Here is a 24,312-nt window from a genome sequence, read left to right on the forward strand (position 1 = left end):
GGGAAAGAGTATAGCACGCTTTTATTATTCCGGCGTAAAGTGGCGTAAATGCTGCACCGTGGCAAGCCACGCTGCCACCCAGCCAATCATCGAACACACCAGCAACAACAACAGGCATTCATCGAAAGATAACCCATTGATATCAAACTTCGTTCCGAATACCTGTGCCACTTCTGCAACCGCCGATGACAAACGTAGCACCAGGATTTCTGACAAAATTAATGACAGCAATGCGCCAGAAAATCCCAGCAGCGCACCACCGTACAGGAACGGGCGAAGGATGAAACCATCCGTCGCGCCAATCAGTTTCTGCACGTTAATAGAATCACGACGGGCAAAAATGCTCAGACGCACACTGTTGCCGATAACAAGGAACACTGCCGCCACCATCAGCACGCCGATCATTGCCGAAACACGCCCAACCAGCCCAGTCAGCGCGGTCAGACGGGCAAACCAGCTATCGTCCATTCGCACTTCATCAATGCCGTTAATCTGGGTAATACGGTCACGTAGCGTATTCAGTGACTCCGTACCCTGAAAATCGAGTTTCGGGATCACCACCGCTACTGCCGGAAGCGGGTTTTCCTCCAGCATATCCAGCGCACCGCCAAAACCAGACCAATTACGGAACTCGCCCAGCGCGTCTTCACGAGAAAGATAATTCACTTTCTCCACGCCCTGCTCGGCCTGTAGCTGCGCAACCACCCCCGCTGCGGCATCATCGTCCAGCGTTTTTTGCAGATAAACGGTGATTTGCGGTGACGGATAATATTGCGTCGCCGCATGGTTGACGTTTTTGTACACCATATAACAAACGCTGGGCAGCGTCAGGGAGATGGCGATCACCATCACCGTTAAAAACGTGGCGAACGGTTTGCTTTTTAGATCCTGCAAAGCACCGTGGAACGCATAGCGCACCTGTTCGTTGAAAACATTGGTTTTGCGATTCGCCGGTTTCGGTGATGACTTCGCTCGTTTCGGCGCGTTACGACCACCGTCGCCAGAGCCGCCGACCGATTTACGGAAACGATCCAGACGTCCACCGAATTGGCGAATATTATTAATTGCATCGCGCTTATTCATGGGTCACGCCTCCATGCAAGTGACCATCGCTCAGAGTGAGCATGCGATAGGAACGCCGCGAAATCAGGTTAATATCGTGCGTTGCCATTAATACTGTTACTCCAACGCGGTTAAACTCTTCAAACAAACGTAAAATCCCTTCTGACAGCGCGTCGTCCAGGTTACCGGTCGGTTCATCCGCCAGCAGTACCGCAGGTTTGTTAACCACCGCACGGGCAATGCCAACGCGTTGTTGTTCACCGCCAGAAAGCTGAATAGGAAAGTTCTTCGCTTTGTCCAGTAGCCCGACTTTATCCAGCGCCGCCGATACACGGCGACGGATATCGTCACCACTGGCACCGGCGATAATCAGCGGGATCGCCACGTTATCGTAGACAGTACGATCCATCAGCAGATGGTGATCCTGGAAAATCATACCGATCTGGCGGCGCAGAAACGGAACTTCACGGTTTTTCAGACGCGTGATGTCATGGCCGCTAAACCAGATTTTCCCGGCGCTGGGCCGCTCAATCCCACAGATCAGCTTCAGGAGGGTACTTTTCCCTGCGCCGGAATGACCGGTCAGAAACGCCATCTCACCCGGCTGCATATGGAACGTCACGCCCTGCAGCGCCTGCCTCCCACCGAGATAAGCCTTGCTGACATGTTCAAAGCGAATCATTTTTAGTCCTCTCGGGCAAAAAGTGCCTCAATAAAGTCGTCCGCTTTAAACGGACGCAAATCCTCAATACGTTCGCCTACACCAATATAGCGGATAGGAATACCAAACTGGTCAGCCACCGAGAAAATTACCCCGCCTTTCGCCGTGCCGTCCAGTTTCGTCAGCGTGATACCGGTTAAGCCAACCGCTTCGTGGAACAGTTTGGCCTGGCTTACCGCATTCTGCCCGGTGCTGGCGTCGATAGTCAGCATAACTTCATGCGGAGCTTCAACGTCGAGTTTCTTCATCACGCGAACGATTTTCTTCAGCTCTTCCATCAGGTGCGATTTGTTCTGCAAACGTCCGGCGGTATCGGCAATCAGGACATCAACATTACGCGCCTTAGCGGCCTGAATGGCATCGAAGATAACAGAGGCGGAGTCCGCACCGGTATGCTGGGCAATCACCGGAATATTATTGCGCTGTCCCCAGACCTGAAGCTGCTCAACCGCTGCCGCACGGAAAGTATCGCCTGCCGCCAGCATTACCGACTTGCCCTGCTGCTCAAACTGACGCGCCAGCTTGCCGATGGTCGTGGTTTTACCCACACCGTTGACGCCCACCATCAGGATCACGAATGGTGTTTTGCCTTCGACATTCAGAGGCTCATCAACCTTCGCCAGAATCTCACCCATCTCTTCTTTCAGCAGGCCGTAGAGCGCCTCAGCATCGCGAAGCTGCTTGCGTGATGCGCCTTCTGTCAGATTGGTGATGATTTTGCGTGTGGTTTCCACGCCCACATCGGCAATCAAAAGCTGTTCTTCCAGCTCTTCAAACAGATCATCGTCGATTTTTTTCCCACGGAACAGGCTGATAAATCCGGAACCGAGGTTTTCTTTCGTTTTTAACAGGCTGCGCTTCAGGCGCGCGAAGAAACCTTCTTTGGTTGGTTTTTCCTGTTCCTGAGCGATTTCTTTAACCGGCTGATCTTCTTCTGCCGGAGTAACCACCATCACCGCCTCTTCTACCGCTTCGGCGGCCAGTGCCTGCGCTTCCAGCTCTTCGTCAGTGATTTCTTCTTGCGCCGCTTGTTCTTCCGCCGCGTCGACAATCTCCACGGTTTCCGCTTCTGCCTGCCATTCTTCTGGCGAAACTTCCTGGGCTTTGACTTCTTCCGGCAGCGGCAGTTCTTCACGCTCAATAGCCACCGGTTCCGGCGTGACTTCAGGTTCAACTACCGGCGCTGGCGCTTCTTCAACTATAGATTCCGGCTCTGCAATAACTTCCGGTTCGCTAACAGCTTCAGGCTGCACTTTCTCACTTTCGACAACCTGTTCGCTTACTTCCACCACTTCGGCAGCAAAAGTTTCCGCCCCGGCTTCAGTATGAACCTGCGGCTGCTCTTCAACAGCTTGTTCAGCTACTTTCGCAGGCTCTTCTGCCTGAACGATTTCTTCTACAACCTGTTGTTCATTTTGGACTTCTGTCTCTTTTTCCGGGGTCTGCTCTTTTTGACCAAAGCCCAGCCAGGAAAAAAAGCCACGTTTTTTTTCTTTCGCCATCTGCGACTATACTCCTCGCTGTTGCTTCATGGCACAGCGTTCACGCTATGTACATAGCAGCTAAAAAAATGATGAAATAGTCTATCACTTAACTTATTCCACATCACCGCCTGCAATTATGTGTTATCTGGCGGATTGAGCACTTTATCATGAAAAAACCGAATCATTCCGGCAGCGGTCAAATCCGCATTATTGGCGGGCAGTGGCGAGGCCGTAAACTCCCGGTTCCTGATAGCCCAGGTCTACGCCCCACTACTGATCGCGTACGTGAAACCTTGTTTAACTGGCTAGCGCCGATAATTGTTGATGCGCAATGTCTGGATTGCTTCGCAGGTAGCGGGGCTCTGGGGCTGGAAGCCTTGTCACGCTACGCTGCGGGAGCTACGCTGGTTGAGATGGATCGTGCAGTATCTCAGCAGTTAATCAAGAATCTGGCGACGCTGAAAGCAGGCAATGCGCGAGTCGTGAACACCAATGCGATGTCTTTTCTGATGCAAAAAGGAACGCCGCATAATATTGTGTTTGTTGACCCACCGTTCCGCCGTGGCTTGTTGGAAGAAACCATTAATTTACTGGAAAACAACGGCTGGCTGGCTGATGAAGCCTGGGTTTATGTTGAAAGTGAAGTAGAAAATGGCCTGCCCACCGTTCCGGCAAACTGGTCGTTGTATCGCGAAAAAGTGGCGGGTCAGGTCGCTTATCGGTTGTATCAGCGTGAAACACAAGGAGAAAGTGATGCTGATTAATATTGGACGTTTGTTAATGCTCTGCGTTTGGGGATTTTTAATCCTCAATCTTTTTCAACCATTCCCACGCCCGCTGAATATTTTCGTTAATGTCGCGCTGATTTTTACGGTTCTGATGCATGGTATGCAACTGGCGCTGTTGAAATCGACCTTATCGAAAGATGGCCCACAGATGACCACTGCCGAAAAGGTGCGTATTTTCCTTTTCGGCGTGTTTGAACTGCTGGTCTGGCAGAAGAAATTTAAAGTTAAAAAATAACCTTATTGCTCGCCAACAAAGCTGACAAAACGCGTTCCTTTAAAGCTCAACGTACCTTTATCACCCACCGTCAGGGCATGGTACTGTTGAGCGTCAAGACGGAACGTCTGCTCCAGTCCGCCGCTTTGCGGTTTGAAACTCGCCTCATAACGCAGACTGGTGCCAGCCGGTATCACTTCCTGCTGACGCGAACGACGATCGTTAATCGGTGTTTCTCGCTTATTGCTCACCACCACCAGTTGTTGCTGGAGCGGTGCCATATCATTATCAGCTTTTTCCCGTCGCTGCTGCATAAAGCGAAATGATGCGGCGACAATGATTAAGCCAATGGTAACAATAAAGAAAAGAGGTGCCTTGCTCATCTTTATCCCTCATCGGAAAATGCGGAAATAAGCATACCCTGCCAGTTATGGTGTTGTCATCCGTCCACCCTCGCCACTAAACTGGAAGCAAGACTGTAGGCATTCCGCTTACGAAAAAATAACGAATTCAAGGAACTAAGATGCTTTGGTCGTTTATCGCTGTCTGTCTTTCCGCATGGCTATCTGTGGATGCATCGTACCGTGGGCCAACCTGGCAACGCTGGCTATTTAAACCGTTAACCCTTCTTCTCCTGCTATTGCTGGCCTGGCAGGCACCAATGTTCGACGCGATTAGTTATCTGGTGCTGGCGGGGCTGTGTGCGTCACTGCTGGGTGATGCGTTAACCCTGTTACCACGCCAGCGTCTGATGTACGCCATCGGCGCGTTTTTCCTCTCACACCTGCTGTACACCATCTATTTCGCCAGCCAGATGACGCTCTCCTTCTTCTGGCCGTTGCCGCTGGTACTGCTGGTGCTGGGCGCGCTATTACTGGCCATTATCTGGACGCGTCTGGAAGAGTTCCGTTGGCCTGTCTGTACTTTTGTCGGTATGACGCTGGTAATGGTGTGGCTGGCAGGTGAGCTGTGGTTCTTCCGCCCGACCGCTCCCGCACTCTCTGCTTTTATGGGCGCTGCACTGCTGTTCATCAGTAACTTTGTCTGGCTGGGTAGTCACTATCGCCGCCGCTTCCGTGCGGATAACGCCATTGCAGCGGCTTGCTATTTTGCCGGTCACTTCCTCATCGTCCGCTCACTGTATCTCTGATAAAACTTGACTCTGGAGTCGACTCCAGAGTGTATCCTTCGGTTAATGAGAAAAAACTTAACCGGAGGATGCCATGTCGACTCCTGACAATCACGGCAAAAAAGCCCCTCAATTTGCCGCGTTCAAACCGCTAACCACGGCACAGAACGCCAACGACTGTTGCTGCGACGGTGCATGTTCCAGCACGCCAACACTCTCTGAAAAAGTCTCCGGCACTCGCTATAGCTGGAAAGTCAGCGGCATGGACTGTGCCGCCTGTGCGCGCAAAGTAGAAAATGCCGTGCGCCAGCTTTCTGGCGTGAATCAGGTACAGGTGTTATTCGCTACCGAAAAACTGGTGGTTGATGCCGACAATGACATCCGTGCGCAAGTTGAATCGGCGGTGCAAAAAGCGGGCTATTCCCTGCGCGATGAACAGGCCGCCGAAGAGCCAAAAGAATCACGCCTGAAAGAGAATCTACCGCTGATTACGCTCATTGTGATGATGGCGATCAGTTGGGGACTGGAGCAATTTAATCATCCGTTCGGCCAACTGGCGTTTATCGCCACCACGTTGGTTGGGCTGTACCCGATTGCTCGCCAGGCGTTGTGCTTAATTAAATCCGGCAGCTATTTTGCTATTGAAACGTTAATGAGCGTAGCCGCCATCGGCGCGCTGTTTATTGGCGCAACGGCAGAAGCCGCGATGGTATTGCTGCTGTTTTTGATTGGTGAACGGCTGGAAGGTTGGGCCGCCAGCCGCGCACGTCAGGGCGTCAGCGCATTAATGGCGTTGAAACCAGAAACCGCCACGCGCCTGCGTAACGGCGAACGTGAAGAAGTGGCGATTAACAGCCTGCGCCCTGGCGACGTGATTGAAGTTGCTGCGGGCGGGCGTTTACCTGCCGACGGTAAACTACTCTCACCATTTGCCAGTTTTGATGAAAGCGCCCTTACCGGCGAATCCATCCCTGTGGAACGCACAACAGGCGATAAAGTCCCTGCAGGTGCCACCAGCGTCGACCGACTGGTTACACTGGAAGTGCTATCAGAACCGGGTGCCAGCGCCATTGACCGCATTCTGAAACTGATCGAAGAGGCCGAAGAGCGCCGCGCACCGATTGAGCGATTTATCGACCGTTTCAGCCGTATTTACACGCCTACGATTATGGCCGTCGCCCTGCTGGTGACGCTGGTGCCACCGCTGCTGTTTGCTGCAAGCTGGCAGGAGTGGATTTATAAAGGGCTGACGTTGTTACTGATTGGCTGCCCGTGTGCGTTAGTTATCTCCACGCCTGCGGCGATTACCTCCGGGCTGGCAGCAGCGGCGCGTCGTGGGGCGTTAATTAAAGGCGGCGCGGCGCTGGAGCAGTTAGGTCGTGTTACCCAAGTGGCGTTTGATAAAACCGGTACGCTAACCGTCGGTAAACCGCGCGTTACCGCGATGCATCCGGCAACCGGTGTTAGCGAATCTGAACTCCTGGCGCTGGCGGCAGCGGTGGAGCAAGGGGCAACACATCCACTGGCGCAGGCCATAGTTCGTGAAGCGCAAGTTGCCGCACTCAGCATTCCTGGCGCAGAGTCACAGCGAGCGCTGGTCGGCTCTGGCATTGAAGCGCTGGTCAACGGCGATCGGGTGCTGATATGCGCCGCAGGGAAACATCCTGCCGAAGCATTCGCCGGTTTGATTAACGAACTGGAAAGCGCCGGACAAACGGTAGTGCTGGTGGTGCGTAACGATGACGTGCTTGGTGTGATTGCGTTGCAGGATACGCTACGCGCCGACGCCGCAACTGCCATCAGTGAACTAAACGCACTGGGCGTTAAAGGGGTGATCCTCACCGGCGATAATCCGCGTGCAGCGGCAGCCATTGCCGGTGAACTGGGGCTGGAGTTTAAAGCTGGATTACTGCCGGAAGATAAAGTCAAAGCCGTGACCGAGTTGAATCAACATGCGCCACTGGCGATGGTGGGCGACGGTATTAACGACGCACCAGCTATGAAAGCCGCAGCCATTGGGATTGCAATGGGTAGCGGCACAGACGTGGCGCTGGAAACCGCCGATGCAGCGTTAACGCATAACCATCTGCGTGGTCTGGTGCAGATGATTGAACTGGCACGCGCGACTCACGCCAATATCCGCCAGAACATCACTATTGCGCTAGGGCTGAAAGGGATCTTCCTCGTCACTACACTCTTGGGTATGACCGGCCTGTGGCTTGCGGTGCTGGCAGACACGGGGGCGACGGTGCTGGTAACGGCGAATGCGTTGCGGTTGTTACGCAGGAAGTAAAGGTGTTGCCTGATAGCCTCTGGCTATCAGGCTTAACGCTGGGGCGGGAACGGCGGCATAGTCAGGAAAGCGTAATATAGCGCTAACATCAGAATGACGGAGATAACACTGAATGCAGCAACCAGGCGAGATGCTAATGATGGCCTTTTGAACATCAACCACAGGGCATAAGCAAGCCCGACGCCGTTGAGTAAAGGTAAAAATATCATTAGCCAGAGCCAACCACAGACAAGTACCCCCAGCCATCCTCCCATGAGGATAAAAACAGGGAGCAGCCAATTGGGGGTGAATATCGCGAGTAATCCCAGCAATACCAGACAAACTGGAATTAAATAATCCATTTGTGCATTCCATTACACTTGCTTGCCGGATGCGGCGTAAACGCCTTATCCGGCCTACACAGGGCATCGAACTCGTAGGCATGATAAGACGCGACAGCGTCGCATCAGGCATTGTGCACCATATCGCCAGATGCAGCTTAAACGCTTTATTCGTTATACAAACCGGTTGCAAGCCGCAAAATTGAGCGCGATCGGCCCCCTCGCCCCTCTGGGGTGAGGGGTAAGGTGAGAGGAAAAGGCGGCATCGAAGCCAATCTGCCCCCATCAGCCACCTTTGCGAATCAAATAACGATAAGGCAGTCCGTCCGTCTCTTTGGCCACCAGTTCGTGTTCCATAAAGGTACAAAACCCAGGAATATCGCGGGTCGTGGCCGGATCATCGGCAATAATCAGCAACGTTTCGCCAGGCTGCATATTACGCACGGTTTTACGCACCATCATCACCGGTTCCGGGCAGCGCAGGCCTAGTGCGTCAAGTGTGTGGTCAGGGCTGGAAAAGAGATCGGTCATTTTCTTCTCGTCACATAAAAAAACGGCGCTAGTTTACGCCCTGCGAGTCCGTAAGCAAACCAGGTTAACGATTGCGTGAAAATTAACCATTGCATTGTTAACACAAAGCAGTATCATGCGGCGGCTCGAAAAAAGGGTAAGCACGTTATTATCTCACTATAAAATAACGTGCCGTACGTATTGGGTTCCCTCACCCCAATGGTTAATCAAAAAGGTACAATATGAACGCTTTCTCGCAAACTCAACGCTATAAGGCGTTGTTCTGGTTATCGTTATTTCATCTACTGGTGATCACCTCCAGTAACTATCTGGTACAGCTTCCGGTCTCTATTTTCGGTTTTCATACCACCTGGGGCGCGTTTAGCTTTCCGTTTATTTTTCTTGCTACCGACCTGACCGTGCGTATTTTTGGCGCGCCGCTGGCTCGTCGTATCATCTTTGCGGTGATGATCCCCGCGTTGCTGATCTCCTACGTCATCTCGTCGCTGTTTTATATGGGTTCATGGCAGGGATTCGGCGCTCTCGCCCACTTCAACCTGTTTGTCGCCCGTATCGCTACCGCCAGCTTTATGGCCTACGCGCTGGGACAGATCCTCGACGTACACGTCTTTAACCGTCTGCGTCAGAGTCGTCGTTGGTGGCTGGCACCGACGGCTTCCACACTTTTCGGTAACGTCAGCGACACATTGGCCTTCTTCTTTATTGCTTTCTGGCGCAGTCCGGATGCCTTTATGGCCGAACACTGGATGGAAATCGCGCTGGTTGATTACTGTTTCAAAGTGTTAATTAGCATCGTTTTCTTCCTGCCAATGTATGGCGTATTACTCAATATGCTATTGAAAAGACTGGCAGATAAATCCGAAATCAACGCTTTGCAGGCCAGTTAAAGGTTCGTTATCAGACTTGTGATAAGATGGATGAATGAGCCGTTATGGCCGTTTATCAAAAGGAAGATGTCAATGCGCAATCTGGTTAAATATGTCGGAATTGGCCTGCTGGTTATGGGGCTTGCGGCCTGTGATGATAAAGACACTAACGCTACAGCGGAAAGCACAGTCGCGGAAAGTAACGCTACCGCGAATACCGTCAACCTGCTTGATGGCAAGTTAAGCTTCTCGCTGCCAGCAGATATGACCGACCAGAGCGGTAAGCTGGGAACACAGGCCAATAACATGCACGTCTGGTCCGACGCCACTGGGCAGAAAGCAGTGATTATTATTATGGGCGATGATCCGAAAGAAGACCTGGCTGTGCTGGCGAAGCGTCTGGAAGATCAGCAACGTAGCCGCGATCCACAACTGCAAGTGGTGACTAACAAAGCCATTGAGCTGAAAGGTCACAAAATGCAGCAGTTAGACAGCATCATCTCCGCTAAAGGCCAGACGGCGTACTCTTCCGTCATTCTGGGTAACGTGGGAAATCAAATGCTGACGATGCAAATCACGCTGCCTGCTGACGATCAGCAAAAAGCGCAGACCACCGCAGAAAACATCATTAATACACTGGTGATTCAGTAATTTTAAGATGATGAAACGGCCTCCGGTACTTGCTCCGGAGGCCGTTTTTTTAATCGCCACGTCAGCAATAACGCGATTGCTACCAATCCCGCCGCCGCCAGATAAATCACTGGCACACCTGCCCAACTCATCACCAGCCCAGCCAGCGGCCCGGTCACGCCCAGCGATAAATCCATAAACACAGTATAGGTTGCCAGCGCCGCCCCCTGATTCTGCTGAGGCACCGCTTTTACCGCCACCACGCCCAACGCCGGGAACACCAGCGAAAATCCCGCCCCCGCCAGTAGGACGCCGATTTTCGCCATCCACGGCATGGTCGCCACGCCAACCAATAGCAGGCCGATAATCTCAACGCTAAAGCAGATCATCGCCACGTTTAAGCCGCCAATACGATTAATACCGTTAGGGAATAGCAGCCGCGTACCGACAAATGCACAGCTAAACAGCGTCAGCGCGAAAGCTGCGCCGTCCCAACCTTTAGCGTCATAAAACAGTGTGATAAAAGTGGCGATGACACCAAATCCGGCGGAAGCTAACGCCAGTGCCATGCCGTATAGCCAGACGCGCCCAAGCACCGCGCGAAACGGCAGCGGCTTGCCTTTGTTGGCTTTCACTGAAGGACGCGGGATCGCCAACAGAATTGCCACCAGTGCCACGCCCATAATGATTAACGCCAGCGCCTGCAAACCGCCCCAGTGATAAAACAGCACGCCCAACGGCGCGCCCATAGCCATCGCCCCGTAAGTGACAATGCCGTTCCAGGAAATGACTCGCCCGATATGCAGCGAACCAACCACGCCAACGCCCCACAGTGTCGAGCCGGTTCCGGCAAAACTTTGTCCAATGCCGAGAATTACACGCCCCAGACACAGTAATAACAGGCTGATGACGGGCAGACTGGCGGTTAATCCTGCCGTCAGATACCCCAGACCACTCAAAAAGCAGCCGCACAGACCAAAGATGACTATCTTTTTTGGCCCCAGCAAATCGGCGTAACGGCCGGCATGAGGACGACTCAGCAAGGTGGCGAAATATTGCAGGCTGATAACCAGCCCCGCCCAGAAGGCGCTAAAACCCATCACATCATGGACATAGCCCGGCAATACAGCGAGCGGCAACCCGATGGTGAGGTAGCTGGCGAAGTTAAACATGACAATGGAGACAATGCGCAAATTCAGGCGCAATCCGTTAACTGCCGGTTCGGCAACGGGTTCGGGCATGAGGATCACCACGTTTTTACAACAGTGTTTCATTTTTACCACGTGCTGACGTGGAAATCAGCAGTAAGAATCAGAATATTGCTGGCGTGACTCCCGCTACACTTAATACAAAAAGTCACAAGGAAGCCCCAATGGAAACCCCTCAACCCGATAAAACGGGTATGCACATCCTGCTGAAGCTGGCCTCACTGGTGGTGATCCTCGCGGGTATTCACGCAGCAGCAGATATCATAGTGCAACTGTTGCTGGCGCTGTTTTTCGCCATTGTCCTCAACCCGCTGGTCACCTGGTTTATTCGTCGCGGAGTCCAGCGTCCCGTTGCCATTACGATTGTGGTGGTAGTAATGCTGATCGCACTTACCGCGCTGGTCGGCGTGCTGGCGGCATCGTTTAACGAATTTATCTCCATGCTGCCGAAATTTAACAAGGAACTGACGCGTAAACTCTTTAAATTACAAGAAATGTTGCCATTTCTTAATCTGCATATGTCGCCGGAACGGATGCTTCAGCGGATGGACTCAGAAAAACTCGTAACGTTCACCACTGCGCTAATGACCGGACTTTCCGGGGCAATGGCGAGCGTGCTTTTGCTGGTGATGACCGTGGTTTTCATGCTGTTTGAAGTGCGCCACGTGCCTTACAAAATGCGCTTTGCGCTGAATAACCCACAGATTCACATCGCGGGATTACACCGCGCACTTAAAGGCGTTTCGCATTATCTGGCCTTGAAGACGCTGTTAAGTTTATGGACGGGCGTGATCGTCTGGTTAGGGCTGGCGCTGCTGGACGTACAGTTTGCACTGATGTGGGCAGTTCTGGCGTTTTTGCTCAACTACGTGCCCAATATCGGCGCGGTGATCTCCGCCGTGCCGCCGATGATTCAAGTGCTGCTGTTTAATGGCGTTTACGAATGCATCCTGGTCGGCGCACTGTTTTTAATCGTCCATATGATCATCGGCAATATTTTAGAACCACGGATGATGGGCCATCGCCTTGGAATGTCCACCATGGTGGTGTTTCTTTCATTGTTAGTCTGGGGATGGCTGCTCGGCCCGATTGGCATGCTACTTTCAGTACCACTAACCAGCGTGTGTAAAATCTGGATGGAAACCACGGAAGGCGGCAGCAAACTGGCGATTTTACTGGGACCAGGCAGACCGAAAAGTCGGTTACCGGGATGAGGCGACAAGTGATACGATACGCACTTTCCATCATAATTAAACGTTGGCCCTGATATGTATCGGATAGTTCTGGGGAAAGTTTCGACCTTAAGCGCAGCTCCACTGCCACCGGCTTTGCGCGATCAAGCACCGCAAGGCCCACGGCGAGAACGCTGGCTGGCGGGGCGTGCATTGCTTTCGCACACGCTTTCTCCACTACCGGACATCATCTACGGTGAACAAGGGAAACCCGCCTTCCCCCCGGAAACGCCGCTCTGGTTCAACTTAAGTCATAGCGGTGACGATATCGCCCTGCTGTTGAGCGATGAAGGTGAAGTCGGCTGTGATATCGAAGTGATTCGCCCGCGCGCCAACTGGCGTTGGCTGGCGAACGCGGTGTTCAGCCTCGGAGAACATGCCGAAATGGACGCTGTGCATCCTGACCAACAACTGGAAGTGTTCTGGCGTATCTGGACACGCAAAGAAGCCATCGTTAAACAGCGTGGCGGCAGCGCCTGGCAAATCGTCAGCGTAGACAGCACCTACCAGTCATCTCTGTCAGTCAGCCATTGCCAGCTCGACAATTTAAGCCTGGCAATCTGCACCCCTACTCCCTTTACGCTCACCGCCGACAGTGTGCAATGGATCGATTCACTTAACTGATCCGCCCGTCCGACTGCCTATCTCTTGATCCAGAACAGGTTATCAGTATGACGAATACTTAAAATCGTCATACTTATTTCCGCCATCTATTTTAATCCATTGGGGTTACCATGTTCTCCACACTCCGCCGCACTCTGTTTGCGCTGCTGGCTTGTGCGTCTTTTATCGTCCATGCCGCCGCGCCAGATGAAATCACCACCGCCTGGCCGGTGAACGTCGGGCCACTAAACCCGCACCTTTACACGCCTAACCAGATGTTCGCCCAGAGCATGGTTTATGAACCATTGGTGAAATATCAGGCAGACGGTTCGGTGACCCCGTGGCTGGCAAAAAGCTGGACCCATTCGGAAGATGGCAAAACCTGGACCTTCACCCTGCGTGATGACGTGAAATTCTCTAATGGTGAACCGTTCGATGCAGAGGCCGCAGCAGAAAACTTCCGCGCAGTGCTCGATAACCGTCAACGTCACGCCTGGCTGGAGCTGGCAAATCAGATTGTTGGTGTCAAAGCACTCAGCAAAACCGAGCTACAAATCACCCTAAAAAGCGCCTACTATCCTTTCCTGCAAGAACTGGCTCTGCCGCGCCCTTTCCGCTTTATCGCTCCGTCACAATTTAAAAACCACGAAACCATGAACGGGATTAAAGCCCCGATTGGCACCGGGCCGTGGGTTTTGCAGGAATCGAAACTGAATCAATACGATGTCTTCGTCCGTAACGAAAACTACTGGGGTGAAAAACCGGCAATTAAAAAGATCACCTTCAACGTGATCCCCGACCCGACTACTCGCGCGGTAGCTTTCGAAACCGGTGATATCGACCTGCTGTACGGTAATGAAGGGCTGCTGCCACTCGATACCTTCGCCCGCTTTAGCCAGACCCCGGCTTACCACACTCAACTGTCACAACCGATCGAAACTGTGATGCTGGCGCTTAATACCGCCAAAGCCCCTACCAACGAGCTGGCAGTGCGGGAAGCGCTCAATTACGCCGTAAACAAAAAATCGCTGATTGATAACGCATTGTATGGCACCCAGCAGGTTGCCGACACTCTGTTTGCCCCTTCTGTGCCTTACGCTAATCTCGGCCTGAAGCCGCGCCAGTACGATCCACAGAAAGCGAAAGATTTGCTGGAAAAAGCAGGCTGGACGCTGCCTGCGGGCAAAGATATCCGCGAGAAAAACGGTCAGCCGCTGCGCATTGAACTGTCGTTCATCGGCACCGATGCGTTAAGCAAATCAATGGCAGAAATCATTCAGGCCGATATGCACCAGATTGGCGCTGATATCACATTAATTGGAGAAGAAGAGAGCAGTATCTACGCCCGCCAGCGTGACGGTCGATTTGGCATGATTTTCCACCGCACCTGGGGCGCGCCATACGATCCACACGCTTTCCTGAGTTCGATGCGCGTACCGTCGCACGCTGACTTCCAGGCACAGCAAGGATTAGCCGACAAACCGCTGATTGATAAAGAGATTGGCGAAGTGCTGGCGACCCATGACGAAACACAACGTCAGGCACTATATCGCGACATTCTGACCCGTCTGCACGACGAGGCGGTTTATCTGCCAATCAGCTATATCTCGATGATGGTGGTGGCAAAACCGGAACTGGGCAACATCCCCTACGCGCCGATTGCCACTGAAATTCCGTTCGAACAGATTAAACCGGTGAAACCTTAATGTTGCGTTATGTATTGCGCCGCTTTCTGCTGCTGATCCCGATGGTGCTTGCCGCCTCGGTGATCATTTTTCTGATGCTACGCCTCGGCACCGGCGATCCAGCGCTCGATTATCTGCGTCTGTCCAACCTGCCGCCGACGCCGGAAATGCTGGCTTCTACCCGCACAATGCTCGGTCTGGATCAGCCGCTGTACGTGCAATACGGCACCTGGCTGTGGAAGGCGCTACATCTTGATTTTGGTGTCTCATTCGCCAGCCAACGCCCGGTGCTGGACGATATGCTGAATTTCCTGCCCGCCACGCTGGAACTGGCAGGCGCGGCGCTGGTGTTAATTCTGCTCACTTCCGTGCCGCTCGGTATCTGGGCGGCGCGCCATCGCGATCGCCTGCCCGATTTCGCCGTGCGTTTTATCGCGTTTCTCGGCGTGTCGATGCCTAACTTCTGGCTGGCATTTTTGCTGGTGATGGGGTTTTCGGTGTATCTGCAATGGCTGCCCGCGATGGGCTACGGCGGCTGGCAGCACCTCATTTTACCTGCGGTATCCATCGCCTTTATGTCGCTGGCGATAAACGCACGTCTGCTGCGCGCCAGTATGCTGGACGTCGCCGGTCAGCGTCACGTGACCTGGGCGCGGCTACGCGGTCTGAACGACAAACAGACCGAACGCCGTCACATCCTGCGCAATGCCTCGCTGCCGATGATCACCGCCGTGGGGATGCACATTGGCGAACTGATCGGCGGGACAATGATTATCGAAAATATCTTTGCCTGGCCGGGCGTCGGCCGTTACGCCGTGTCGGCAATTTTTAACCGTGACTATCCGGTCATTCAGTGTTTTACGCTGATGATGGTGGTGGTTTTTGTGGTCTGTAATTTGATTGTTGATTTGATCAATGCTGCGCTGGACCCGCGTATTCGTCGTCATGAAGGAGCGCACGCGTGAACTTTTTCCTCTCTTCCCGCTGGTCGGTACGTCTGGCGCTGATCATTATCGCCCTGCTGGCGCTGATTGCGCTCACCAGCCAGTGGTGGCTACCGTATGATCCACAGGCGATTGATCTGCCTTCTCGCCTGCTTTCGCCAGATGCGCAGCACTGGTTGGGCACTGATCATTTAGGCCGCGATATTTTCTCGCGGCTGATGGCGGCGACTCGCGTGTCGCTCGGCTCAGTAATGGCCTGCCTGCTGCTGGTACTGACGTTAGGGTTGATTATTGGCGGTAGCGCCGGGCTGATTGGCGGGCGCGTCGATCAGGCCACCATGCGCGTTGCGGATATGTTTATGACCTTCCCGACCTCGATTCTGTCGTTCTTTATGGTCGGCGTACTCGGCACCGGGCTAACCAACGTGATTATCGCCATCGCCCTGTCGCACTGGGCGTGGTACGCACGTATGGTGCGCAGCCTGGTGATTTCACTGCGCCAACGCGAGTTTGTGCTGGCGTCACGGCTTTCTGGCGCGGGCCATGTGCGGGTGTTTGTCGACCATCTGGCAGGCGCGGTGATCCCTTCGCTGCTGGTACTGGCAACGCTGGATATCGGCCATATGATGCTGCACGTGGCGGGAATGTCCTTCCTCGGCCTCGGCGTGACCGCGCCGACCGCCGAATGGGGCGTGATGATTAACGACGCGCGCCAGTATATCTGGACTCAGCCGCTGCAAATGTTCTGGCCGGGGCTGGCGCTGTTTATCAGCGTGATGGCCTTTAACCTGGTGGGTGACGCACTGCGCGATCATCTGGATCCTCATCTGGTGACGGAGCACGCACACTAATGCCGCAACAGATTGAACTGCGCGATATCGCGCTACAGGCCGCAAAGCCGCTGGTGCACGGTGTATCGTTAACCCTGCAACGCGGGCGCGTGCTGGCGTTAGTTGGCGGTAGCGGCAGCGGGAAATCATTAACCTGCGCCGCGACGCTGGGCATTCTACCCGCAGGCGTTCGCCAGACGGCTGGGGAAATTTTAGCCGATGGCAAACCGGTTTCTCCCTGCGCCCTGCGCGGTGTCAAAATTGCTACCATCATGCAAAACCCACGCAGCGCCTTTAATCCGCTGCACACCATGCACACCCACGCGCGGGAAACCTGCCAGGCGTTAGGGAAACCCGCCGATGACGCCACGCTTATCGCAGCCATAGAAGCAGTGGGGCTGGAAAACGCTGCGCGCGTGCTGAAGCTGTACCCGTTCGAGATGAGCGGCGGCATGTTGCAGCGCATGATGATTGCGATGGCGGTGCTGTGTGAATCACCGTTTATCATCGCTGATGAACCGACTACCGACCTTGATGTGGTGGCGCAGGCGCGCATCCTTGATCTGCTGGAAAGCATTATGCAAAAGCAGGCTCCGGGAATGTTGCTGGTCACTCATGATATGGGCGTAGTGGCGCGTCTGGCGGACGATGTAGCAGTGATGTCACACGGTAAGATTGTCGAACAGGGCGATGTCGAAACGCTGTTTAACGCGCCGCAACATCCGGTGACGCGCAGCCTGGTTTCCGCTCATCTCGCGCTTTACGGTATGGAGCTGGCATCATGACTTTACTTAACGTTTCCGGCCTTTCACATCACTATGCGCACGGTGGATTTAGCGGTAAGCACCAGCATCAGGCGGTACTGAATAACGTTTCGCTGACCCTGAAAAGCGGTGAAACCGTCGCTCTGCTGGGGCGCAGCGGCTGCGGGAAAAGCACTCTCGCGCGGCTGCTGGTGGGTTTAGAGTCGCCGTCGCAGGGCACGATTAGCTGGCGCGGTGAACCGCTGGCGAAGCTCAATCGCGCCCAGCGTAAAGCGTTCCGCCGTGATATTCAGATGGTGTTTCAGGACTCCATCAGCGCCGTTAACCCACGCAAAACCGTGCGCGAGATCCTGCGTGAGCCGATGCGTCACCTGTTATCGCTGAAAAAATCGGAGCAACTGGCGCGCGCCAGCGAAATGCTGAATGCGGTAGATCTCGACGACAGCATGCTCGACAAGCGCCCACCGCAGCTAAGCGGCGGTCAACTCCAGCGCGTCTGCCTGGCGCGCGCGCTGGCAGTCGAACCGAAATTGCTGATTCTGGATGAAGCCGTTTCTAACCTTGACCTGGTACTGCAGGCGGGAGTGATTCGCCTGCTGAAAAAGCTGCAACAGCAGTTTGGCACCGCCTGCCTGTTCATCACCCACGACTTACGCCTGGTAGAACGTTTTTGCCAGCGGGTAATGGTGATGGACAACGGGCAAATCGTCGAAACCCAGGTGGTGGGAGAGAAATTAACCTTTTCCTCTGACGCCGGACGTGTGCTACAAAACGCGGTATTACCCGCATTCCCCGTGCGCCGTCGCGCCACAGAAAAGGTTTAAGGCAAATGCAACGAGTCACCATCACGCTTGATGACGATTTACTGGAGACGCTGGACAGCCTGAGCCAGCGTCGCGGCTATAACAACCGTTCCGAAGCTATCCGCGATATTCTGCGTAGCGCTCTGGCACAGGAGGCTACCCAGCAGCACGGCACACAAGGTTTCGCGGTGCTCTCCTATGTGTATGAACACGAAAAACGCGACTTAGCCAGCCGTATTGTCTCCACGCAGCATCACCACCACGACCTTTCGGTCGCCACGCTGCATGTGCACATTAATCACGACGACTGCCTGGAAATCGCCGTGCTGAAAGGTGACATGGGCGATATACAGCATTTTGCCGATGATGTTATCGCCCAGCGCGGCGTGCGGCACGGGCATTTGCAGTGCTTGCCGAAGGAAGATTGATTTATTTCTGAAACGAGGAAAGAAAAGATATTAACTGAACTTAATTTATAAAATTAAGTTCAGTTGCATAGATAGATCCTGTAAAGGCAGATGTTCTGCGTAATGAACGCAGCTAAAATTTATGACTTCGCTTTATGACATCACAATATGAAGCCAGGTTTCCCTTCCTTACGCCATTGTCCCAATCGTCTTCCTGAATCGCAGTAGCGCGATGGTGAAAAACGCGCCGCCAATTGCCATCAGCGTCAGGAACTGCGGCCAGACGATTTCGAATCCGGCACCACGGTAGAGAATGGCTTGCGCGAGGCTAACAAAGTGTGTCGTCGGCATGGTCAGCATAATATCCTGCACCATCTGCGGCATACTTTCGCGCGGGGTAGAGCCACCGGAAAGCATTTGTAACGGTAGCAACACCAGAATCACCAGCAGCCCAAGCTGTGGCATCGAACGTGCTATCGTCCCCATAAAAATGCCGATTGACGTGGTGGCAAACAAACTGAGCGCTACACCCAGCATAAACAGCGGGATCGAGCCTTCAATCGGTACGCCCAGCACACCTTTCACCATCAGCACCAGCGATAATCCCGACACCACCAACACCACCAGCCCCATCGACCAGACCTTCGCCATCATGATCTCAAACGGCGTTATCGGCATCACCAACAAGTGTTCCACCGTGCCGTGTTCACGCTCACGGATCAGTGCCGATCCGGTGAGCACAATCGCCAGCATGGTAATGTTGTTGATGATCGCCATCACCCCGCCAAACCACGCGGGGTCGAGGTTCGGGTTAAAGCGCATGCGGGTTTCCAGCGATACCAACGGTTCGCTGTTATCACGGTAGCGCGCGACAAAGCTATTCACTTCACCGTTGATAATATTCTGGATATAACCGTTGCCAGTGAATGCCTGGCTCATGCGCGTGGCATCGACGTTCACCTGAATATCTGGCTGGCGTCCGGCGAGGACATCACGCTGAAAATTTGGCGGAATATTTATCGCGAAGGTATAGCGTCCGGCGTCCAGTCCGGCATCCATCTCATCGGCGGTGATCATCTCCGGTGGCAAAAACCACGGGCGATAGAAGCTGTTAACGATCCGGTTCGACAATTGCGATTGATCCATATCGGCAATAGCGATCGGCGCGAGGTTCAACGATCCTGGCGTAACGGTTGCCGACGAGTACACCGACACCGTAAACGAGAAGACAATCAGCGTCAGCATCGCTTTATCACCGAGCAGACTGCGCAACTCTTTGATACCCAGATTAAAAATATTGCGTAAATGGCGCATCATCCCTCCTGTTTTTTCAGTAGCAGGATGCTTAAGCCCATCACCAGCGGTATGGCTATCAGCAACGGGATGAAAAGTTGCCACAAATCAGTCAGATCCAGCGCCTTCGAGAATGTCCCACGGGCGATAGTCAGAAAATGGCTGGTCGGATAAACCTCGCCAATCCAACGTCCCGGCCCTTCCAGTGAAGCTACCGGATCGATCATCCCGGAAAACTGCGTCGCCGGAATCAACGTGATTATGGCAGTACCGAAAATGGCGGCTATCTGGCTTTTCATAAAGGTGGAGATCAGCAGCCCCATTCCGGTGGCGATGATGATATACAGCAGTGCCGCCAGGGTGAGCGTCAGGAAACTGCCTTTATGCGGCACGCCAAACACAAACACCGACAGGCCGCAGAGCAGGAAAAAGTTCAGCATTCCCAGCGCGATGTACGGTAGCTGTTTACCGAGCAAAAATTCGCTGCGGGTAGTAGGCGTAACGTAGAGATTGATAATCGACCCCAACTCTTTTTCCCGTACCACGCTAAGGGCGCTTAGCATTGACGGAATCATCATCAACAGAAGCGGGATCACCGCCGGAACAATCGCTGGCAGACTTTTTACGTCCGGGTTATAGCGATAGCGCGTCTCAATGTTCATCAGACCGCTTTGACTGGCTGGTGTCGATTGTTGGCTTGCCTCGTTCTGTAGCCAGTTCTGATGCATCGCCTGCACGTAACCTTTTACCGTTTCAGCGCGGCTGGGCATCGCGCCGTCGATCCAGACGCCGATTTCCACCGGCGTACCGCGTGCAATATCGCGGCCAAAATTGGGTGGGATCTCAATCGCTACCGTCACATCTCCTGCACGCATCCGGCGCTCAAGCTCGTCGTAACTGGTGAGCGGCGGCTGTTCGATAAAGTAACGGGAACCGGAGAGATTGAGTGTCCACGCCTGGCTGCTGACAGTCTGGTCGCGGTCAAGCACCGCAAAGCGCAGGTTTTCCACATCCATACTGATGCCGTAACCCATTATCAGCATCAGGATCACCGTCCCCATCAGCGCCAGCGTTGAACGTACCGGATCGCGTCGCAGTTCCAGTGCTTCGCGGCGGCTGTAGCTAAACAGACGACGCAGGCTAAATCCCTGACGCGGCGCGTGAGTGGTGTCATGTCCCACGGGCGGTGCTTCAACTTCGTTGCTCTGCCCTGCCGCTTCCTGCAAATAGGCGATAAATGCCTCTTCCAGGCAGGCAGCCCTGCGTTTCTCAACCAGCTCCTGCGGCGTGCCGCTGGCGAGTACTTTTCCGGCGTGCATCAGCGAGATGCGGTCACAGCGTTCCGCTTCGTTCATAAAGTGGGTGGAGATGAAAATGGTCACTTTGTCCTGGCGCGAGAGATCCACCATCAACTGCCAGAACATATCCCTCGCCACTGGATCGACGCCAGAAGTAGGCTCATCGAGGATTAACATCTCCGGGCGATGAATCACCGCCACAGCCAGCGAAAGTCGCTGACGAATACCGAGCGGCAGGGATTCCGGCAGTGCATCTTCAACATCATTGAGCTTAAAACGCTCGCTCATCTCAGCAACTCGCGCAGGAATGTCCGCTTCCGGAATGTGAAACAAGCGGGCATGTAACTCAAGGTTTTGCCGCACGGTGAGTTCGTTATAAAGCGAAAACGCCTGCGACATATAACCCACCCGTCGGCGGGTATCGATATCTTTTGGATCGACTGGTTGCCCAAACAACCACGCTTCACCTTCGCTGGCAGGCAGCAGCCCGGTGAGCATTTTCATGGTGGTGGATTTACCGCAGCCGTTCGAACCGAGAAACCCAAAAATCTCCCCGCGTGGAATGCGAAAATTAACGTGATCAACAGCGACAAAGGAACCAAAACGCATGGTCAGATCGCGCGCTTCGATGGCAATCTCTGCGTTTTCAGGTTGATACGGTGGGATGACTACCGCCTGATGCGCTTGGCGTTGCGCTTGCGGCAACAGATTTATAAATGCTTCTTCCAGCGTGGCGCTTTGCGTTTGCTGCCGCAGCTCTTCGGCACTTCCGGTTGCCAGCACTTCTCCGGCATTCATCGCTACCAGCCAGTCGAAGCGTTCGGCCTCTTCCATATAGGCGGTGGCAACCAGCACGCTCATATTACTCTGCCGCTGGCGGATGCTGTCGATCAGATCCCAGAACTGGGCGCGGGAGAGCGGGTCAACCCCCGTCGTAGGCTCATCAAGAATCAACAATTCCGGATCGTGGATTAACGCACAACACAACCCAAGTTTTTGCTTCATGCCGCCGGAGAGTTTACCCGCCGGACGATCGCGAAAAGGTGCTAACCCGGTGCTGGTCAGTAGTTCATTAATTCGCACTTCCCGCTCCGCTTTGTCGTGACCGAACAAGCGGGCGAAAAAATCGACGTTTTCATACACCGACAAGGTGTGGTAGAGGTTTTTGCCCAGTCCTTGTGGCATCCAGGCGATGCGCGGGCAGACGTCGCGGCGATGCTTCGGGTCGCGCATATCGCCGCCCAATACCATCACGCTGCCCTGCTCAATGACGCGGGCACCAGAAATCAACGACAACAAACTCGACTTCCCGACACCGTCAGGGCCAATCAGCCCGACCATACAGCGGGCCGGAATATCGAGAGTGATATTGTTCAGCGCAACGGTTTTTCCATAATGCTGGCTCACGCCCGCCAGTTGCGCGACAGGCGGGACGGGAACCAGTTCCAGATGCGTCATTGCGGCAACCTCACCGCCAGGTCTTCAGGCCACGGAAGTTCTTCATTCACCCGCACCCACGCCACGCCCGGCAAGCCAGTTTTGACATATTCCAGATGCTGCTGGAGTAATTCCGGTGGGATACGCGCTTTGACGCGGAACATCAGTTTCAGCCGTTCATCGCTGGTTTCGACGGTTTTTGGCGTGAACTGGGCAACGCTGGCGACAAAGCTGATGGTCGCCGGAATACGCAGATCTGGCGCGGCATCAAGGATCAGACGCGCTTCCCCGCCCAGTTTCAGCGTGCCAGCCTGTTCGGTTGGCAGGAAGAAGGTCATATAGACATCGCTCAGGTCGACCATATTCAGCACCCGACCGCCTGCCGCCAACACTTCACCAGGCTCAGCAACCCGATACTGCACACGTCCGTCGCGCGGGGCTTTCAGTTCACTATCGTCGATATCTGCCGCGATACGCCGTTCAGTGGCTTGTGCGGCTTCGACACGCGTTTGCGCCTGAATGATATTGGTGCGTGCCGCTTCTATAGCGGCTTTAGAGGCAGAAACCTGGGCTTTTGCCGATTCCAGCGCAGCACGGGCGCTTTCGGCAGCGGCGCGGTCATCATCCAGTTGTTGCGCAGAAATAGCCCCACTATGGGCGAGCGAGCGGGAACGGGTATGACGTTTGGCAACGGAGTCCAGTTCAGCCTGGCGTTGATTGACCAGCGACTGCGCGGCGCGAGTTTCACTTTGCCTCTGCTCCAGCAAGGCCCGGGCGGCAGCAACGGCGCTTTGTGCTTCTTTGATTTGTGCGATGGCTTCCAGCCGCTGCTCCTGCAACACGCGGGTATCCATTTTCGCCAGCACTTCACCTTCGCGGACAAACTGGCCTTCTTTCACCAGAATAGTGTCGATACGCCCGGCGATTTTGCTGGCGATATCCACTTCCGTCGCTTCAATGCGCCCATTACTGACGGCAAAACCTTCCGGCACACCTGTCGGGCGCAACAACCACCATGCCACGACGGTAGCAACCGCCAGAACCCCGACAACCCACCACGCCAGATGGCGTTTACTCTTATCCATAATCGATCCGCCATAATCCCTGTAAGCAAACGAAACGTGTTACAACTGCCACTGAACGACGTTCAGCGGATTCTTCCATCCGGGATAAGAAGGAAACGGCATATGCGGCCAGGGCGCTGCAAGATGAGCACCAACGGGGAAGGCTTAGTGAAAACGGGTAGTAATGTTGTCATCATCAGCATTCCTGGCCGTAAATGAAACACGCATACTCATAATTGAAATCAATTAAATACTAACAGTTATATTCATGTTGTCTATTTGATTACTATCAGCTTGTGATACACCACGATGTTCTACATTTCGATTACGTTCTTAACCAAAAATCCTTTTTACAGGTTCTCAGGTTGTGCGACATAAATTTTCACAACAGGAAATAATGTAACTATCACACAGAGTTATTATCCCCTTGAGTACGAATATTTCACGAATGTGAATACGTTTTTTACGAAAAGATGATGAATGAGAAAAGACTGCACCTTACGCAACGATGAAAATAAGAAAAATATATTAATTCAGAATTCATCGTAGGATAAATATTTAATTACCAGCTTTAATCCATCTCTAAAAGCCGATACTTACAACAATAAATCCAGCTATAGTAAAGTCACTTTTTACAATTAGTGGTATCTCATTGTTATATTTAATTGGCTGAAAATACTACTTATACGTTTTCTGATATTAGCAG

Annotated in this window: 25 protein-coding genes; 14 read left to right on the top strand and 11 right to left on the bottom strand. The window is 53.6% G+C overall.

Annotation, left to right across the window (positions count from 1 at the left end; genetic code table 11):
• Positions 1-24: 24 nt before the first annotated feature.
• Genes ftsX through ftsY form a run of 3 tightly spaced genes read right to left on the bottom strand, consistent with a single transcriptional unit; the run spans position 25 to position 3,285 of the window.
• Positions 25-1,083, bottom strand: a complete 1,059-nt coding sequence (ftsX, locus tag C0K55_RS11800; RefSeq protein WP_001042022.1) for a permease-like cell division protein FtsX — start codon at positions 1,081-1,083, stop codon at positions 25-27.
• Entirely contained in the window at positions 1,076-1,744 is a 669-nt protein-coding gene (gene ftsE, locus C0K55_RS11805; RefSeq protein WP_000617724.1) for a cell division ATP-binding protein FtsE, read from the bottom strand. The genes ftsX and ftsE overlap by 8 nt, the downstream gene beginning before the upstream one ends.
• A 2-nt stretch (positions 1,745-1,746) precedes the next feature.
• A complete protein-coding gene (gene ftsY / locus C0K55_RS11810) occupies positions 1,747-3,285 on the bottom strand; it encodes a signal recognition particle-docking protein FtsY (RefSeq protein WP_001040682.1) in 1,539 nt (512 codons plus the stop codon).
• Between the two features lie 149 nt (positions 3,286-3,434).
• Here ftsY and rsmD point away from each other — a divergent pair, with 149 nt between their 5' ends.
• Positions 3,435-4,031: a 16S rRNA (guanine(966)-N(2))-methyltransferase gene (gene rsmD / locus C0K55_RS11815; RefSeq protein ID WP_000743180.1), complete on the top strand. Its 597-nt coding sequence runs from the start codon at positions 3,435-3,437 to the stop codon at positions 4,029-4,031.
• Positions 4,021-4,290: a DUF1145 family protein gene (locus tag C0K55_RS11820; protein WP_105224492.1), complete on the top strand. Its 270-nt coding sequence runs from the start codon at positions 4,021-4,023 to the stop codon at positions 4,288-4,290. Before rsmD ends, C0K55_RS11820 begins: the two co-directional genes overlap by 11 nt.
• A 2-nt stretch (positions 4,291-4,292) precedes the next feature.
• Here the strand turns inward: C0K55_RS11820 and C0K55_RS11825 are convergent, their stop codons facing one another.
• Positions 4,293-4,652, bottom strand: a complete 360-nt coding sequence (locus C0K55_RS11825) for a DUF2500 domain-containing protein (protein WP_105266401.1) — start codon at positions 4,650-4,652, stop codon at positions 4,293-4,295.
• 140 nt (positions 4,653-4,792) lie between these two features.
• Between C0K55_RS11825 and C0K55_RS11830 the strand changes: the two genes are divergently transcribed.
• Both C0K55_RS11830 and zntA read left to right on the top strand, forming a co-directional pair.
• Complete coding sequence (locus C0K55_RS11830; protein WP_000964706.1) at positions 4,793-5,419, top strand: lysoplasmalogenase; 627 nt, start codon at positions 4,793-4,795, stop codon at positions 5,417-5,419.
• A 73-nt stretch (positions 5,420-5,492) separates the two neighbouring features.
• The gene (zntA, locus tag C0K55_RS11835) at positions 5,493-7,691 is read left to right on the top strand and encodes a Zn(II)/Cd(II)/Pb(II) translocating P-type ATPase ZntA (protein WP_105266400.1); all 2,199 of its coding nucleotides are present in this window, start codon (positions 5,493-5,495) and stop codon (positions 7,689-7,691) included.
• A gap of 32 nt (positions 7,692-7,723) precedes the next feature.
• Here the strand turns inward: zntA and C0K55_RS11840 are convergent, their stop codons facing one another.
• Positions 7,724-8,032, bottom strand: a complete 309-nt coding sequence (locus C0K55_RS11840) for a hypothetical protein (RefSeq protein WP_085449360.1) — start codon at positions 8,030-8,032, stop codon at positions 7,724-7,726.
• A 264-nt stretch (positions 8,033-8,296) separates the two neighbouring features.
• Positions 8,297-8,542: a sulfurtransferase TusA gene (gene tusA, locus C0K55_RS11845; RefSeq protein ID WP_000130621.1), complete on the bottom strand. Its 246-nt coding sequence runs from the start codon at positions 8,540-8,542 to the stop codon at positions 8,297-8,299.
• A gap of 221 nt (positions 8,543-8,763) precedes the next feature.
• Here tusA and C0K55_RS11850 point away from each other — a divergent pair, with 221 nt between their 5' ends.
• Positions 8,764-9,429 carry a 7-cyano-7-deazaguanine/7-aminomethyl-7-deazaguanine transporter gene (locus tag C0K55_RS11850; RefSeq protein WP_000991081.1) on the top strand — a complete coding sequence of 222 codons (666 nt, stop codon included), beginning with the start codon at positions 8,764-8,766 and terminating at the stop codon, positions 9,427-9,429.
• Positions 9,430-9,501: 72 nt separating this feature from the next.
• Entirely contained in the window at positions 9,502-10,059 is a 558-nt protein-coding gene (dcrB, locus tag C0K55_RS11855; protein WP_001245289.1) for a phage sensitivity protein DcrB, read from the top strand.
• A 2-nt stretch (positions 10,060-10,061) separates the two neighbouring features.
• Here the strand turns inward: dcrB and C0K55_RS11860 are convergent, their stop codons facing one another.
• Positions 10,062-11,312 carry an MFS transporter gene (locus C0K55_RS11860; RefSeq protein WP_123058147.1) on the bottom strand — a complete coding sequence of 417 codons (1,251 nt, stop codon included), beginning with the start codon at positions 11,310-11,312 and terminating at the stop codon, positions 10,062-10,064.
• Between the two features lie 98 nt (positions 11,313-11,410).
• Here C0K55_RS11860 and C0K55_RS11865 point away from each other — a divergent pair, with 98 nt between their 5' ends.
• The 8 genes from C0K55_RS11865 to nikR all read left to right on the top strand — a co-directional run bounded on the left by C0K55_RS11865 (position 11,411) and on the right by nikR (position 18,535).
• Positions 11,411-12,460 (top strand): AI-2E family transporter, encoded by a 1,050-nt coding sequence (locus tag C0K55_RS11865; protein ID WP_010381063.1) that lies wholly within the window; start codon positions 11,411-11,413, stop codon positions 12,458-12,460.
• Between the two features lie 54 nt (positions 12,461-12,514).
• On the top strand, positions 12,515-13,102 hold the full coding sequence (gene acpT, locus C0K55_RS11870; RefSeq protein WP_000285763.1) for a 4'-phosphopantetheinyl transferase AcpT: 588 nt from the start codon (positions 12,515-12,517) through the stop codon (positions 13,100-13,102).
• 110 nt (positions 13,103-13,212) lie between these two features.
• Positions 13,213-14,787 carry a nickel ABC transporter substrate-binding protein gene (gene nikA / locus C0K55_RS11875; RefSeq protein ID WP_001517278.1) on the top strand — a complete coding sequence of 525 codons (1,575 nt, stop codon included), beginning with the start codon at positions 13,213-13,215 and terminating at the stop codon, positions 14,785-14,787.
• Entirely contained in the window at positions 14,787-15,731 is a 945-nt protein-coding gene (gene nikB / locus C0K55_RS11880) for a nickel ABC transporter permease subunit NikB (RefSeq protein ID WP_000947086.1), read from the top strand. The genes nikA and nikB overlap by 1 nt, the downstream gene beginning before the upstream one ends.
• Positions 15,728-16,561, top strand: coding sequence for a nickel ABC transporter permease subunit NikC (gene nikC / locus C0K55_RS11885; protein WP_001008957.1), 834 nt, complete (start codon positions 15,728-15,730; stop codon positions 16,559-16,561). The genes nikB and nikC overlap by 4 nt, the downstream gene beginning before the upstream one ends.
• Complete coding sequence (nikD, locus tag C0K55_RS11890) at positions 16,561-17,325, top strand: nickel import ATP-binding protein NikD (protein WP_001136196.1); 765 nt, start codon at positions 16,561-16,563, stop codon at positions 17,323-17,325. The genes nikC and nikD overlap by 1 nt, the downstream gene beginning before the upstream one ends.
• Positions 17,322-18,128, top strand: coding sequence for a nickel import ATP-binding protein NikE (gene nikE, locus C0K55_RS11895; protein WP_085449364.1), 807 nt, complete (start codon positions 17,322-17,324; stop codon positions 18,126-18,128). The genes nikD and nikE overlap by 4 nt, the downstream gene beginning before the upstream one ends.
• A 5-nt stretch (positions 18,129-18,133) precedes the next feature.
• Positions 18,134-18,535, top strand: coding sequence for a nickel-responsive transcriptional regulator NikR (gene nikR / locus C0K55_RS11900; RefSeq protein ID WP_001190061.1), 402 nt, complete (start codon positions 18,134-18,136; stop codon positions 18,533-18,535).
• A gap of 168 nt (positions 18,536-18,703) precedes the next feature.
• On the opposite strand, the gene C0K55_RS11905 is transcribed toward nikR, so the two are convergent.
• The 4 genes from C0K55_RS11905 to C0K55_RS26585 all read right to left on the bottom strand — a co-directional run bounded on the left by C0K55_RS11905 (position 18,704) and on the right by C0K55_RS26585 (position 23,803).
• The gene (locus C0K55_RS11905) at positions 18,704-19,828 is read right to left on the bottom strand and encodes an ABC transporter permease (protein ID WP_001314210.1); all 1,125 of its coding nucleotides are present in this window, start codon (positions 19,826-19,828) and stop codon (positions 18,704-18,706) included.
• Entirely contained in the window at positions 19,828-22,563 is a 2,736-nt protein-coding gene (gene rbbA / locus C0K55_RS11910; RefSeq protein ID WP_105266398.1) for a ribosome-associated ATPase/putative transporter RbbA, read from the bottom strand. The genes C0K55_RS11905 and rbbA overlap by 1 nt, the downstream gene beginning before the upstream one ends.
• On the bottom strand, positions 22,560-23,627 hold the full coding sequence (locus C0K55_RS11915; RefSeq protein WP_000361522.1) for an HlyD family secretion protein: 1,068 nt from the start codon (positions 23,625-23,627) through the stop codon (positions 22,560-22,562). The genes rbbA and C0K55_RS11915 overlap by 4 nt, the downstream gene beginning before the upstream one ends.
• A 62-nt stretch (positions 23,628-23,689) precedes the next feature.
• Positions 23,690-23,803 carry a hypothetical protein gene (locus tag C0K55_RS26585; RefSeq protein ID WP_214678606.1) on the bottom strand — a complete coding sequence of 38 codons (114 nt, stop codon included), beginning with the start codon at positions 23,801-23,803 and terminating at the stop codon, positions 23,690-23,692.
• Between the last annotated feature and the right edge of the window lie 509 nt (positions 23,804-24,312).

Origin of the sequence: Escherichia sp. MOD1-EC6098 (assembly GCF_002965865.1) — a bacterium.
GTDB classification, from domain to species: Bacteria; Pseudomonadota; Gammaproteobacteria; order Enterobacterales; family Enterobacteriaceae; genus Escherichia; species Escherichia marmotae.

Coding starts and splice junctions, on each gene's coding strand:
- rbbA (WP_105266398.1), bottom strand. CDS start 22,563: ATGACGCATCTGGAACTGGTTCCCGTCCCGCCTGTCGCGCAACTGGCG.
- nikE (WP_085449364.1), top strand. CDS start 17,322: ATGACTTTACTTAACGTTTCCGGCCTTTCACATCACTATGCGCACGGT.
- C0K55_RS11915 (WP_000361522.1), bottom strand. CDS start 23,627: ATGGATAAGAGTAAACGCCATCTGGCGTGGTGGGTTGTCGGGGTTCTG.
- acpT (WP_000285763.1), top strand. CDS start 12,515: ATGTATCGGATAGTTCTGGGGAAAGTTTCGACCTTAAGCGCAGCTCCA.
- nikR (WP_001190061.1), top strand. CDS start 18,134: ATGCAACGAGTCACCATCACGCTTGATGACGATTTACTGGAGACGCTG.
- C0K55_RS11860 (WP_123058147.1), bottom strand. CDS start 11,312: ATGAAACACTGTTGTAAAAACGTGGTGATCCTCATGCCCGAACCCGTT.
- C0K55_RS11905 (WP_001314210.1), bottom strand. CDS start 19,828: ATGCGCCATTTACGCAATATTTTTAATCTGGGTATCAAAGAGTTGCGC.
- C0K55_RS11865 (WP_010381063.1), top strand. CDS start 11,411: ATGGAAACCCCTCAACCCGATAAAACGGGTATGCACATCCTGCTGAAG.
- nikD (WP_001136196.1), top strand. CDS start 16,561: ATGCCGCAACAGATTGAACTGCGCGATATCGCGCTACAGGCCGCAAAG.
- dcrB (WP_001245289.1), top strand. CDS start 9,502: ATGCGCAATCTGGTTAAATATGTCGGAATTGGCCTGCTGGTTATGGGG.
- nikA (WP_001517278.1), top strand. CDS start 13,213: ATGTTCTCCACACTCCGCCGCACTCTGTTTGCGCTGCTGGCTTGTGCG.
- tusA (WP_000130621.1), bottom strand. CDS start 8,542: ATGACCGATCTCTTTTCCAGCCCTGACCACACACTTGACGCACTAGGC.
- C0K55_RS11825 (WP_105266401.1), bottom strand. CDS start 4,652: ATGAGCAAGGCACCTCTTTTCTTTATTGTTACCATTGGCTTAATCATT.
- C0K55_RS11840 (WP_085449360.1), bottom strand. CDS start 8,032: ATGGATTATTTAATTCCAGTTTGTCTGGTATTGCTGGGATTACTCGCG.
- ftsX (WP_001042022.1), bottom strand. CDS start 1,083: ATGAATAAGCGCGATGCAATTAATAATATTCGCCAATTCGGTGGACGT.
- C0K55_RS26585 (WP_214678606.1), bottom strand. CDS start 23,803: ATGATGACAACATTACTACCCGTTTTCACTAAGCCTTCCCCGTTGGTG.
- C0K55_RS11820 (WP_105224492.1), top strand. CDS start 4,021: ATGCTGATTAATATTGGACGTTTGTTAATGCTCTGCGTTTGGGGATTT.
- ftsY (WP_001040682.1), bottom strand. CDS start 3,285: ATGGCGAAAGAAAAAAAACGTGGCTTTTTTTCCTGGCTGGGCTTTGGT.
- zntA (WP_105266400.1), top strand. CDS start 5,493: ATGTCGACTCCTGACAATCACGGCAAAAAAGCCCCTCAATTTGCCGCG.
- ftsE (WP_000617724.1), bottom strand. CDS start 1,744: ATGATTCGCTTTGAACATGTCAGCAAGGCTTATCTCGGTGGGAGGCAG.
- nikB (WP_000947086.1), top strand. CDS start 14,787: ATGTTGCGTTATGTATTGCGCCGCTTTCTGCTGCTGATCCCGATGGTG.
- C0K55_RS11850 (WP_000991081.1), top strand. CDS start 8,764: ATGAACGCTTTCTCGCAAACTCAACGCTATAAGGCGTTGTTCTGGTTA.
- rsmD (WP_000743180.1), top strand. CDS start 3,435: ATGAAAAAACCGAATCATTCCGGCAGCGGTCAAATCCGCATTATTGGC.
- C0K55_RS11830 (WP_000964706.1), top strand. CDS start 4,793: ATGCTTTGGTCGTTTATCGCTGTCTGTCTTTCCGCATGGCTATCTGTG.